The sequence below is a fragment of the Halomonas sp. DP5Y7-2 genome, from assembly GCF_019802025.1.
Classification (GTDB): Bacteria; Pseudomonadota; Gammaproteobacteria; order Pseudomonadales; family Halomonadaceae; genus Halomonas; species Halomonas litopenaei_A.
Genome location: NZ_JAHVHY010000008.1, coordinates 285,308 through 296,818 on the forward strand (window position 1 = coordinate 285,308; position 11,511 = coordinate 296,818).

At 61.9% G+C, this 11,511-nt stretch carries 12 protein-coding genes and 1 rRNA gene; 5 read left to right on the top strand and 8 right to left on the bottom strand.

Annotated elements, in window-relative coordinates; genetic code table 11:
* Positions 1-2 precede the first annotated feature (2 nt).
* Positions 3-776, top strand: coding sequence for an imidazole glycerol phosphate synthase subunit HisF (hisF, locus tag KUW18_RS16850; protein WP_222163904.1), 774 nt, complete (start codon positions 3-5; stop codon positions 774-776).
* A 176-nt stretch (positions 777-952) separates the two neighbouring features.
* Here hisF and KUW18_RS16855 read toward each other — a convergent pair whose 3' ends face one another.
* Both KUW18_RS16855 and KUW18_RS16860 read right to left on the bottom strand, forming a co-directional pair.
* A complete protein-coding gene (locus KUW18_RS16855) occupies positions 953-1,537 on the bottom strand; it encodes a YjaG family protein (protein WP_222561949.1) in 585 nt (194 codons plus the stop codon).
* A 137-nt stretch (positions 1,538-1,674) separates the two neighbouring features.
* Complete coding sequence (locus KUW18_RS16860; protein WP_206940759.1) at positions 1,675-1,968, bottom strand: MGMT family protein; 294 nt, start codon at positions 1,966-1,968, stop codon at positions 1,675-1,677.
* A 70-nt stretch (positions 1,969-2,038) separates the two neighbouring features.
* On the opposite strand from KUW18_RS16860, the gene KUW18_RS16865 reads away from it, so the two are divergent.
* On the top strand, positions 2,039-2,728 hold the full coding sequence (locus tag KUW18_RS16865) for a type 1 glutamine amidotransferase (RefSeq protein ID WP_222561950.1): 690 nt from the start codon (positions 2,039-2,041) through the stop codon (positions 2,726-2,728).
* Positions 2,729-2,735: 7 nt separating this feature from the next.
* On the opposite strand, the gene mnmH is transcribed toward KUW18_RS16865, so the two are convergent.
* From mnmH to KUW18_RS16890, 5 genes are all read right to left on the bottom strand, one after another.
* Positions 2,736-3,836 (bottom strand): tRNA 2-selenouridine(34) synthase MnmH, encoded by a 1,101-nt coding sequence (gene mnmH, locus KUW18_RS16870; protein WP_222561951.1) that lies wholly within the window; start codon positions 3,834-3,836, stop codon positions 2,736-2,738.
* A complete protein-coding gene (gene selD, locus KUW18_RS16875) occupies positions 3,833-4,870 on the bottom strand; it encodes a selenide, water dikinase SelD (RefSeq protein WP_222561952.1) in 1,038 nt (345 codons plus the stop codon). The genes mnmH and selD overlap by 4 nt, the downstream gene beginning before the upstream one ends.
* Before the next feature lie 205 nt (positions 4,871-5,075).
* Entirely contained in the window at positions 5,076-6,452 is a 1,377-nt protein-coding gene (gene radA, locus KUW18_RS16880) for a DNA repair protein RadA (RefSeq protein ID WP_206940767.1), read from the bottom strand.
* Between the two features lie 214 nt (positions 6,453-6,666).
* Positions 6,667-7,122 carry a copper resistance protein NlpE N-terminal domain-containing protein gene (locus KUW18_RS16885; protein WP_206940769.1) on the bottom strand — a complete coding sequence of 152 codons (456 nt, stop codon included), beginning with the start codon at positions 7,120-7,122 and terminating at the stop codon, positions 6,667-6,669.
* 101 nt (positions 7,123-7,223) lie between these two features.
* Positions 7,224-8,120 (bottom strand): AEC family transporter, encoded by an 897-nt coding sequence (locus KUW18_RS16890; RefSeq protein WP_206940771.1) that lies wholly within the window; start codon positions 8,118-8,120, stop codon positions 7,224-7,226.
* Between the two features lie 129 nt (positions 8,121-8,249).
* Here KUW18_RS16890 and hisC point away from each other — a divergent pair, with 129 nt between their 5' ends.
* The 3 genes from hisC to KUW18_RS16905 are packed head-to-tail and all read left to right on the top strand — an operon-like array spanning position 8,250 to position 10,773.
* Complete coding sequence (gene hisC, locus KUW18_RS16895) at positions 8,250-9,305, top strand: histidinol-phosphate transaminase (protein ID WP_222561953.1); 1,056 nt, start codon at positions 8,250-8,252, stop codon at positions 9,303-9,305.
* A gap of 45 nt (positions 9,306-9,350) precedes the next feature.
* Positions 9,351-9,755, top strand: coding sequence for a VOC family protein (locus KUW18_RS16900; RefSeq protein WP_222561954.1), 405 nt, complete (start codon positions 9,351-9,353; stop codon positions 9,753-9,755).
* Between the two features lie 37 nt (positions 9,756-9,792).
* Complete coding sequence (locus tag KUW18_RS16905; RefSeq protein WP_261396752.1) at positions 9,793-10,773, top strand: 2-hydroxyacid dehydrogenase; 981 nt, start codon at positions 9,793-9,795, stop codon at positions 10,771-10,773.
* A gap of 624 nt (positions 10,774-11,397) precedes the next feature.
* Here KUW18_RS16905 and rrf read toward each other — a convergent pair.
* Positions 11,398-11,511: ribosomal RNA gene (gene rrf, locus KUW18_RS16910) — 5S ribosomal RNA — on the bottom strand; the annotation flags it as partial.

The following is an 11,511-nucleotide window of genomic DNA, read 5'->3' on the forward strand; positions in this document are numbered from 1 at the left end:
CCATGGCACTTTCCAAGCGCATCATTCCGTGTCTCGACGTTGATGCCGGACGCGTGGTCAAGGGCGTCAACTTTGTCGGCATTCGTGACGCCGGCGACCCGGTGGAAGTGGCCCAGCGCTACAACCAGCAGGGCGCCGACGAGATCACCTTCCTCGACATCACCGCCAGCCACGAGGATCGCGATACCACCGTCGACATGGTCGAGCGCATCGCTGGCGAAGTCTTTATCCCGCTTACCGTGGGTGGTGGCATTCGCACCTGTGACGATATCCGCACCATGCTCAACGCCGGTGCCGACAAGGTCTCGATCAATACTGCGGCGGTGACCAATCCCGACTTCGTGAGGGAAGCCGCAGAGCGCTTCGGCAGCCAGTGCATCGTCGTGGCCATCGATGCCAAGCGGGTCAGCGCCGACGGCGAACCCGCCCGTTGGGAGATCTTCACCCACGGCGGTCGCCGGCCGACAGGTCTGGATGCGGTCGAGTGGGCAAAGAAGATGGTGGAGTACGGCGCCGGTGAACTGCTGCTTACCAGCATGGACCGGGATGGCACCAAGGCTGGCTTCGACCTGGGCGTGACCCGCGCGATCAGCGACGCCGTGGCCGTGCCGGTCATCGCTTCCGGTGGCGTCGGCAATCTGGATCACCTGGTCGAGGGCGTCAGCGAAGGTCATGCCGACGCTGTGCTCGCCGCCAGTATCTTCCACTTTGCCGAGTACACCATCCCTGAGGCAAAGCGCTACATGGCCGACAGAGGCATCACCATGCGCCTCTAGGTGCCTCCTCGCCCGGTACAGGCCTGGCGTGGCCTGCCAACAGCCGGCCCGCGAGATAGCCTCTAAGGGGCACGGCAAGATAAGTGCTACAAGGAGCCCTAAGCATGTCGCCCCCACCAGGTAGTCCCTGGCGGGGGCGACATGCAAGAGGCGGTCTGCCTGGACCGCCGACAGGCTCAGTCCAGCGTCAGCCCGAGATTGCTGACACCGCCATTGCGGCCCAGATTCTTCAATACTTTCATCTGTTTCTTGGAAGGCTCTGCCTCGGCCTCCTCCAACGCGGCATCCTGAAAATCGTTTTCGTCTTCCATCAGCGGATGCGTCTTGACCATCTGCGCCAAGCGCTCGGCATCATCTTCGCCTTCCGTCAGCTCGATAAACCCACGCACCGCGGCGCGCGACACCCGGCTCACCTCAAGCACGGCGTCCGGAGCGTCACCCCGCATGGTGTCGAGTATCGCCGACAGTGCCACCACGGCATCCAGTGCACGCCGCGCACCAAAGCTGTCGTCATCCGCCGGCGGTTCAAGCTCCGCCAGCTTTTCGGCCTGACGGTCGAAGTCGATCCGCGCATCCTTGACGGTCAACTGCTCCCAGACCAGGTCCAGAATCACGCGCATGCCGGAAATATCTCCGTGGCCACTGGTATCGGCATAGAGCGCATAATTGGGCAACATGCGCTCGGTCAGCGCGGCCATGAAGCCCTGCTGCTGTCGGAGGGACAGCGCTTGCAAGCGCTGGTGAAATCCTGGTTTCGCCATGACGGCTCCTGTATGGCCTCAATCTCGAGAGTTCGACGGCTGACGTCGCGTCTCGACGTCATGGCCTGGGAATGTTGACGCTAATTTATCGCTGGGGCTCACGGCTGAACGTCACTGCTGGGGCTTACGGCTCCAGGCTATGGCCAGAACCGATCCTGGGCAATGCGTCCGCGGGCATCAAACGCCACCCCTTCGTCCATTAATCGATTGCGTTGCTCGTCTGCGCCCCCATGGTCTGCCAGCTTACGCGACGCGGTAACGACCCTGAACCAGGGCAAGCCATGCCCGGAAGGCAGGTCGCGCAGCGCCCTCGCCACCATGCGGGCGGTCGCGCCATCGGTCATGGCAGCAATCCGACCGTAACTGGTCACCCGACCAGGGGGAATCTCACTGATGATCGTGAGGATCTGTTCTCGAACGTTCGGATTCATGTAACCTTTGGTTCTGGTTGCATTTTCATCGAGGGCCGAAGGATTCGGCCCGGCACTGGAGCGAGGCCCCATGCACCTTCATCTGCTGCAGCACCATCCACACCTGGGCCCCGCACGCATCGGCGACTGGCTGACCAGCATGGGACACAGCTTCACCATCTTCCATCTCTACGACGGTGAACTGGTCCCACGCCCCGGCGATTGCGATGCCCTGATCATTCTCGATGACCTGGAGGAACGGACCTCTGCGCCATGGCTCAAGGCTGAACGCAAGCTGATCGACCAGGCGCTGGACGGCCAGAAACCCTTGCTTGGCCTGGGTAGCGGGGCCCGGCGTATCGCTGCGGCACTGGGCGCACCGGTGGGCCGGGGCACCCGTGCCGAGATCGGCTGGCACGTCGTTCACCTCGCCGATGACAGCCCCTTCGACCTACCCGACGATTTTTCCGCTCTGCTATGGCACCGCCAGGTCTTTGGCCTACCCGACGATGCCTTGCCCCTAGGCGGCACGGCGTCGAGCCCCGTGCTGGGATTTTCCTGGGACGCGGGCCGCGTCGTGGGACTCGCCTGCCATCTGCATCACCATAGCGAGAGCCTGCAGGCGCTGCTGTCCCAGATTCCACCGCCGGAAGGGGCTGAGCCACCTCTCGCGTCACCCTCAGGCCAGGATATCGTGGACGCCACCCAGCGGCTCGATACGCTGGCACCGCTGCTGGATCGCCTGCTCAGCCAGTGGTTGCGCAGCGCGCCGGCCGGTTGAAGCACCTTCAGCTTGCCGCTGCCCGCTGCTGGCTCCAGTGGCGGGCGAAGTCGAGGCAACTGTCCCAATCGCCGACGTGCAGGAACTCTCGCTCCCCGTGCTTTTCAAGCTGGTAGCGGTACATCGGATCGTAGTACTCGGTCAGCAGGGGCGCCAGCCAAGCCTCATGGGCCTGGCGATTGCCGGCTTGGTGCTCGCGAAACGCCAGCGCCTGCAAGCGCTCGAGCCTGGCCAGGCGGGCGCTTCCCAGGCGTTTCTTGAGCCGCCCGAGGGCCGAAGACAGCTGCTTGCGCATCAGTTTCCAGCCCAGCACTTCGCCGAACTGCTGGCGGTAAACCGTCCACAGGTCGTCGATGTAGTCCTTATGGATCTGATTCAGCCGCCAGTCCAGGGGCATCTCCACCCGGATCCGCGGTGCCACTTCCATGCCTCGCCAGAACGTCAAGGGTATGTTGGCGGCACCGATGTGGCGCGACTCATCTTCCAGCACCATAGGGCCGTGCAACCCGAGAAGGCGCCGCCCCATGTCATGTTCGAAGTCGATCTGGCTGGGTGCGATCAAGGGATGCCGGCCAAACGCAGAGCCCTTGTGGCGGGCACACCCTTCCAGGTCCAGCCCATTGTCCAGCGCCTGGACGATGGCGGTCTTGGCACATCCGGTCAGCCCGCCCACGACCAGCATCGGTTGACTGGCGGCCTCGTCGATACGCGCGCACAGTCCCTGGCGCATGGCCTTCCAACCGCCTTCGATGCGCGGGCGCTCAATCCCTGACTCCATCAGCCAGCGCTGCGCGATCTGGGAGCGAAGCCCACCGCGAAAGCAATAGATGATGGCGTCCGGCGTGGACGCCAGCTGGTTCCGCCAGGCATCGATGCGGGCTTGCTTGACCTCGCCGGACACCAGGCGCTCACCCAACGCGATGGCCGCATCCTGGCCAGATTCCTTGTAGGCAATTCCGACCCGGTGGCGCTCGTCGTTATTCATCAACGGCAGGTTGACCGCGCCAGGGAGGCTACCCTGGGCAAACTCGACCGGCGCCCGCACGTCGATCAAGGTTCTTCCCTCGACCAGCAGTCCGAGATCTGCCGGTACCAGCGGCAGTGTCATCCGCGCACCTCGATCAAGGCGTCGCCACTGGCCTCGACCACCTCACCGAAGGGGGCCAGTTCGATGCCGAACTCGCGACCCACGCGCTCCACGTCGTCTTCCCAGGAGGGGTGTACGGAGATCAACAGGCCACCGGAGGTCTGCGGATCGCACAACCATTGCCAGTGTGCCTCGTCCATCGCTGGCAAGCTGGCGCCCAGGGCTTCGCGGTTGCGGCGGGTGCCGCCGGGCACGGCCCCCTGGCGGCGATAAGCTTCGGCCTCGGCCAGACGAGGCAGCCGCCGGAAATCAATGCGAGCCGCTACGCCACTGGCCGCGCATACCTCAGAGAGATGGCCTGCCAAGCCGAAGCCGGTGACATCCGTCATCGCATTGACGCCCTCGATACGCGCCAGCGACGCCCCAATCTTGTTGCTGACCAGCATGGTCTCGCGCGCCAGGCCATGATGACCACTTTGCAACAGGCCCTGTTTCTCGGCGGTGGTCAGCATGCCAACCCCCAGGGGCTTGGTCAGAAACAGCAGGTCCCCCGGCTTGGCTCCCTTGTTGAGCTTGAGGTGCTTGAGATCTACCAGCCCGTTGACGGAGAGGCCAAAGATGGGCTCAGGCGCATCAATGGAATGCCCCCCGGCAAGGGCCAGGCCCAGCTCCCGACACACGGCTTGAGCACCTGCCACGACATCACCGGCAATATCCGGCCCAAGCTTGTCCAGCGGCCAGCCCAGGATGCCCAGCGCCATCACTGGGTCGCCACCCATGGCGTAAACGTCACTGATGGCATTGGTGGCGGCGATACGCCCGAAATCGAAGGGGTCATCGACAATCGGCATGAAGAAGTCGGTAGTACTGATCATGCCGCGCCCATCCCCCAGGTCGAAGACAGCGGCATCCTCACGCCCCTGATTGCCCACGATCATCTGCGAGTGACTCGCCCCCGGGCCTGCCTTGGCCAGGATGCCATCGAGCACGTCAGGGGCGATCTTGCAGCCACAGCCGGCACCGTGACTGTATTGGGTCAAGCGGATGGCGCTCATGTAAACCTCCTTGGCAGTGATAGGCCCATTCTACACCAGCCGAACCGCACAACGCGGCCCTGCGTGTGGCTGGCCCCTGGCATGTCATCTGCGCCACGAGGAAGCCTGCCACGGGTTCAGGGCCTGCCTTGCGGCGCTGCGGGAACGTGCTGGTGCGGCGCCTCGGTGCGATGCATTCGAGCGATCTTTCGTGCAAGCCGCCGGGCTACAGCACTTCCAGCGCGTCGGATAGCTTGTCCACGGGCACCACTTCCATGCCCTGGGGAGAGGTCTTGGGCGCGTTTCCTCGCGGCACGATGGCGCGGGTAAAACCATGCTTGGCGGCTTCGACAATGCGTTCCTGGCCACTTGGCACCGGACGAATCTCCCCAGACAGCCCCACCTCGCCGAACACCACCAGCTCCCGCGGTAGCGCTCGCCCTTGCAGGCTGGACACCACCGCCAGCAGGACGGCCAGGTCGGCGCTGGTTTCCAGTACCTTGACGCCTCCGACCACATTGAGGAACACGTCCTGATCCCCGGTGAACAGGCCGCCGTGACGGTGCAGCACCGCCAGCAGCATCGACAGGCGATTGGCGTCGAGCCCGACCGCAACGCGGCGCGGGTTGCCCAGTGCCGACTCGTCCAGCAAAGCCTGTACTTCCACCAGGATGGGCCGGGTACCCTCCCATACCACCATGACCAGACTGCCCGCCGCCTGCTCCTGCTGACGCGACAGAAAGATGGCGCTGGGGTTCTTCACCTCTTTCATGCCATGTTCCAGCATCGCAAAGACGCCCAGCTCGTTGACCGCGCCAAAGCGGTTCTTCTGTCCGCGCAAGGTACGAAAGCGCGAGTCGGCGCCACCTTCGAGCAACAGTGAGGCATCGATCATGTGCTCGAGCACCTTCGGCCCGGCCAGGGTGCCATCCTTGGTGACGTGCCCCACCAGCAGCAGCACCGTGTTCGACTGCTTGGCAAAGCGCGTGAGCGCCGCCGCGGACTCACGCACCTGGGCAACGCCACCAGGCGCAGACGAAATGTCCTCAAGGTGCATGGTCTGGATAGAGTCGATCACCAGTACCTCAGGACGCTCACGCTCTGCCACCGCCAGAATGGTCTCGATACTGGTCTCCGCCAGCATCTTGAGCCCTTGGGTTGGCAGCTGCAGCCGGTGGGCCCGCATGGCGACCTGAGATAGCGATTCCTCGCCGGTCACATACAGCACGCTGCGCTGCTGGGCCAACTTGCAGGCGGTCTGCAGTAGCAGCGTCGACTTGCCGGCCCCCGGGTGTCCGCCCAGCAGCACGGCCGATCCGGGCACCAGACCGCCACCCAGCACCCGGTCAAATTCGGCAAAGGTGGACGACAGCCTTGGCACTTCGGACAGGTCGACGTTGGCAAGATCGATCACCTCCGTCGACAGGCTACCGCTATATCCGCCTCGGCCACTTGTACCAGCGCTTGTTCCGCTGCGGGCCGGTGACGACAAGCGCACCTCGCTCAGGGTGTTCCACTCCTGACACGCGGAACATTGGCCCTGCCACTTGCGATACTCGGCACCGCATTCAGTGCATACAAAGGCGCTCTTGGCCTTGGCCATAGACGTTCTCTCTCATTCTCTGGCGGGCTCGCCGTCAACGGTCAACGGCCTGCCAAACAGGTCGTAATAGGGAGCCGAGGGGACCGACCGATGCTTGCGACGCCGCCTAGGTGATCAGCGCAAGGGCGACTCTCAAGCGACAGCGCTGGCTTAACCGCACCGTACCACGCAAAAGGGCAGCCAAAGGCTGCCCTTTTGTCACTGGCCGTCGCGCTTACTGCTGGCGAGTCAGCTGCAGCATGTCATTGTTCTGGAAACGACGACGCTGCGGATCGATCAGCTCCAGCGTCTGCGGATTGACACGCATGAAGTAGTAGGTCTGACCTTCTCCGTTAGGCACCAGTTCGTAAACGGTGGCTTCCGGGTTGTCTGCGGTACCGGTCAACACATCCCAGTTGCCGGAGTAGTTCTCGTTCGGCGGATTCTGGGGGTGGTTCTGGTAGGCAGCGGTCAGATCGAAGGTGCGCTGTGCCGGAGCACCTTGCTCTTCACCGTCCATGGTGACAGTCAGGGCGATGCCGTCGCAGTTGCGGCACGGCAGGGTACCCTGATAGGTCGCAGACGTTGCCTGGATGGCTTCACCACCGGCAGTGTCATCGCTGGGGCCACTCGCACAGCCGGCCAAAAGGGCGAGCATGGCGGATCCCGCCAGCAAAGTCCTGAGTTGCATATAAGTCCTCCTAACCATTGAGCATGGAGCCGACGAATCGGCAGCCTGACGACAGCATAACCTCCCTGCTTCCCTGCGCACAGCCCTGTGTTGTCCTGCACTTAGGACACTGGGGGCATCACATGGGCAAAGATCAGTCCCAGTACGATCGGCATGACGATCAGGCTACCCAGATTGCCGATCAGCACCAGCGACGCCACGGTATGTGGCTGCTGGCGGTACTGCTCGGCCACCAGATAATTGAGCACCGCCGGCGGTAGTGCTGCAAAGACCCACAGTGACGCTGCCTTGAGTCCTTCCAGCTCGAACAGTGCGATCAATGGCCATGCCAGCACAAGCCCTGACAAAGGGCACAGCAGCGCGCCCAACAGCCCGATTTTCCAGTCTCCAAAGTCGATATCGAGCATACGCACACCCAAGGCGAACAGCAGCAGCGGAATACAGACGCCGCCCAGCATGTGCATGGCTTCCAGCAACCAGCTTGGCAACGCCAAGCCAGACAGGTTGACCGCAAGCCCGGCCAGGCTGGCCAGCACGATGGGCATTCTCATCAGACGCCAGAGCGGCGTATGCGGGCTGAGCATCTTCAGCCCCAGTGAAAAATGCAGCACCATCTCGACAATAAACAACACCACCGCGGCCGGCAGCGCCTCCTCGCCAAATGCCAGAATCAGCAGAGGAATGCCCATGTTGCCCGAGTTGTTGAACATCATCGGGGGCACGACCGTCTTGGCGTCGAGCTTCAGCCACTTGACGATCGGCCAGACCAGCAAGCCAGACCCCACCACAATGATGGCGCCCGCCAGAGCCAGCCACGCATACTCTTCCAGCGGCGCCTTTCGATCTGCCAGCACCACAAACACCAGCATGGGAACGAAAAGCTCCATGTTAAGGGTGTTGAGGCTCCGAATATCGGGGGAGCGCAGGCGCCCATAGAGGGTCCCGGCGCCAGATATCAAAAAGACCGGCAGCAAGGTGGCAAGGATCTGGGCAGTCATGGAATCCCTTAGGCGGCGAATGGCTAAGCAAGCGCAGCGTATCATGCCGGCGACTTGCGCAGGGCGGTGGCAGCGGTCACCATGACCAAAGTGGTAAACACGCCTTCTACCTCTGCCAAGCGAGAGACCATGAGCAAGTTGTGGAGTCCAAGCGTCAGGGAGCTAACCCCCTACGTACCGGGTGAGCAGCCCCGCGAGAAGCTGATCAAGCTCAACACCAACGAGAATCCCTACCCTCCCGCACCTGGGGTGGAGCGTGTGCTGCGTGAGTTTTCGCCAGACCACTTGAGACGCTATCCGGATCCTACGTCGAGTGCCTTGCGGGACTCCCTGGCCCATGCGCTCGGTACTACGGCTGACCACGTGTTCGCCGGCAATGGTTCAGATGAAGTACTGGCGCTGGCCTTCCAGGCGTTTTTCCGGCAAGAGCGGCCACTGGCCATGCCGGACATTTCCTACAGTTTTTACCCTGTCTATTGCCGCATGTACGGCATCAATAGCTGCACCTTTCCCCTGAACGATGACTGGAGCGTTGACCTGGACGCGCTGGCCAGCGATAGCGGTGGCGTCATTTTCGCCAACCCCAACGCTCCCACCGGACATGGCCACGGACGTGAGGCCATTGCCGCCTTGCTCGAGAAGGTGACGGACCGGGTCGTGCTGGTGGACGAGGCCTACGTCGACTTTGGTGGAGAAAGTGCGGTGCCCCTCGTGGAGCGCTACCCCAACTTGCTGGTAACAGGCACCTTCTCCAAGTCGCGCAGCCTCGCGGGACTGAGGCTTGGCTATGCCGTCGGTTCCCCGGAACTGATCGAAGGCCTGATTCGCGTGAAGGACTCCTTCAATTCCTATCCGGTCGACGCGCTGGCAAGCGCTGTCGGGATCGCCGCACTGGAAGATACCGACTATTTCGAAGCCACTCGGCAAGCCGTCATCACCACGCGGGAACGCACCCGTCAGCGCCTGGCGCAGCTTGGTTTCGAGGTGCTGCCTTCACAGACCAACTTTGTCCTCGCCACACACCCGGAGCACGATGCAGCGCAGCTCTTTCTGGGCCTGCGTGAGCGCGGCGTGCTGGTGCGTCACTTCAATACCGAAGCCCTTCGCCATTACCTGCGCATTTCCATCGGCACCGACGATGAGATGGACTCCCTGGTCGAAGTGCTGGAAATTCTGTGCCGCTGAGTTGAACAGGGCGCCGTCACGGCGCCCACCGTTCCGAGGTTGTCCATGACCGCTCGTCTACCCTTGAGTCGTCTTCACCATGTGGCACTGATCACTGCCCACTATGAAAGTGCCAAGCGTTTCTATATCGAGGTACTCGACGCACACGTCTTGAATGAGGCATATCGCAGTGACCGCGATAGCTACAAGCTGGATCTTCTGTTGCCTGGCAACATTCAACTCGAGCTTTTCTCCTTTCCCTCTCCCCCGGCCCGTCCAAGTTACCCTGAAGCCTGTGGCCTGAGGCACATAGCCTTTGCGACGGATGACCTGGATACCTGCGTTGAGATCCTGAAAGAACGGGGGGCCACTCCCGAACCGGTAAGAGTCGACGAGTTTACAGGCGCACGCTTCACCTTTCTGAGCGACCCGGACGGCACACCGATAGAGCTTTATGAGACCACCGCCTGACCGACACTCATGACCCAACGCTGGGAGTAGACGCTGCATGATCAAGGTAGGTTTCTTCAGTTCACAGCCTTACGAGCGACCGTTCTTTCCTGACTCACCTTCATCATCCGTCGAGCTCGTTCACTTCGAGCAGCGCCTCAGCGCTCGCACGGTCACCCTCTGCCAGGGACTCGACGCTGTTTGCGTGTTCGTCAATGATGACCTGAGCCGCACGGTGCTGGAGCGTCTCGCCGTGGTTGGCGTTCGGCTTGTGGCGTTGCGCTGTGCAGGCTTCAACAACATCGACCTCGAGGCAGCGAAACGTCTCAATCTTCAGGTGTGTCGCGTCCCCGCCTACAGTCCTGAAGCGGTAGCAGAGCACTGTGTGGCACTGATGCTTTCGCTAAGCCGAAAGATTCACAAGGCCTACAATCGAGTCAGGGAAGATAACTTCGACCTCAATGGCCTGCTCGGCTTCAACCTGTCGGGCAAGACAGTCGGCATCGTCGGCTACGGCCAGATAGGTCAGGCACTGGATCGCATCCTGAGAGGCTTCGGCTGCCGTGTGTTGGTGACAGATGCACATCCAGTACCCGCAGGCATCGAACGAGTGGCACTGGAGCAACTGCTGAAGGAGAGCGATATCGTTTCCCTGCATTGCCCCTTGTTGCCAGAGACGCATCACATGATCGATGCGGCGGCGTTCGCCGCCATGAAGGACGGCGTCATGTTGATCAACACCAGTCGCGGTGCCCTGATCGATAGCCGTGCCTGTATCGATGCCTTGAAGACGCGCAAGCTTGGTTACCTGGGGCTCGACGTCTACGAGCAAGAGGCGGGTATGTTCTTTGAGGATCATAGCGACGATATACCACTGGACGATATCTTTGCCCGGCTGATCAGCTTCCCGAATGTCGTCGTTACCGGGCACCAAGGTTTTTTCACCCAGGAAGCCCTTGCCGAGATTGCTTCCACGACCATGGAAAGCCTGAACGCCTTCGAGAGAGGCCAGCTGCCGCCAGAACGTTATCGCCTATAGCGCGGTCTGCCTGAAAATAAAGAAGCCCGGTCATCTCTCGATGACCGGGCTTCTTTTGTATACATGCCTGACGATGACGCTTAGATATCCATGTTTCTACTCGCCTCCTCCCTGAGACTCGCCCTTCCTTCCTCAGGGCCCGCCTGCGGCGGTTCTCCCCTGTTCCCTACAGGGGAGTCGCATGGGGGTGAGCCACCCTGGCGCTCTTTACAAGGGCTGCAGCGAAGCTGCAAGAGGTGGCGAAGGCCACGAGCCCGCCCTTGAGAAGGACCAGGCCGCTCCACGCCGAGGGAGCCATCGGCGCGGCCCCACACATAAAGAGCGGGCTGAACTTGTAGAGAGCCCATGCATGCGGCTTTTTACACTAAAGAAAGCCTGACTATCTCTCAATAATCGGGGTTCTTCTGAATAAATGCCTGACGCCTCTGCGGCCACTTCGTGGCCTTGAGCCTGGGCTCGGGGCGCCGCAAGCGGCTTTACATCCCTCGCCCGTTCGAGCCTGACAATGCGTTGCATTGTCCGGGCGGCTCTCACCCTACTCTCGCATGCGAGGAAGGGTCATCGGTCAGACATAAACAAAAACCCCCAACTCCTTCGGAGTCGGGGGTTTTTGCTTATGTAAATGCCTGACGATGACCTACTCTCGCATGGGGAGACCCCACACTACCATCGGCGCTGAGCGGTTTCACTTCTGAGTTCGGCAAGGGATCAGGTGGTTCCCACTCGCTATGGTCGTCA

What these genes read in the sequence shown, in the direction of transcription:
- hisF (WP_222163904.1), top strand. Translation starts at nt 3, where the DNA reads ATGGCACTTTCCAAGCGCATCATTCCGTGTCTCGACGTTGATGCCGGA.
- KUW18_RS16855 (WP_222561949.1), bottom strand. Translation starts at nt 1,537, where the DNA reads ATGGCGAAACCAGGATTTCACCAGCGCTTGCAAGCGCTGTCCCTCCGA.
- KUW18_RS16860 (WP_206940759.1), bottom strand. Translation starts at nt 1,968, where the DNA reads ATGAATCCGAACGTTCGAGAACAGATCCTCACGATCATCAGTGAGATT.
- KUW18_RS16865 (WP_222561950.1), top strand. Translation starts at nt 2,039, where the DNA reads ATGCACCTTCATCTGCTGCAGCACCATCCACACCTGGGCCCCGCACGC.
- mnmH (WP_222561951.1), bottom strand. Translation starts at nt 3,836, where the DNA reads ATGACACTGCCGCTGGTACCGGCAGATCTCGGACTGCTGGTCGAGGGA.
- selD (WP_222561952.1), bottom strand. Translation starts at nt 4,870, where the DNA reads ATGAGCGCCATCCGCTTGACCCAATACAGTCACGGTGCCGGCTGTGGC.
- radA (WP_206940767.1), bottom strand. Translation starts at nt 6,452, where the DNA reads ATGGCCAAGGCCAAGAGCGCCTTTGTATGCACTGAATGCGGTGCCGAG.
- KUW18_RS16885 (WP_206940769.1), bottom strand. Translation starts at nt 7,122, where the DNA reads ATGCAACTCAGGACTTTGCTGGCGGGATCCGCCATGCTCGCCCTTTTG.
- KUW18_RS16890 (WP_206940771.1), bottom strand. Translation starts at nt 8,120, where the DNA reads ATGACTGCCCAGATCCTTGCCACCTTGCTGCCGGTCTTTTTGATATCT.
- hisC (WP_222561953.1), top strand. Translation starts at nt 8,250, where the DNA reads ATGAGCAAGTTGTGGAGTCCAAGCGTCAGGGAGCTAACCCCCTACGTA.
- KUW18_RS16900 (WP_222561954.1), top strand. Translation starts at nt 9,351, where the DNA reads ATGACCGCTCGTCTACCCTTGAGTCGTCTTCACCATGTGGCACTGATC.
- KUW18_RS16905 (WP_261396752.1), top strand. Translation starts at nt 9,793, where the DNA reads ATGATCAAGGTAGGTTTCTTCAGTTCACAGCCTTACGAGCGACCGTTC.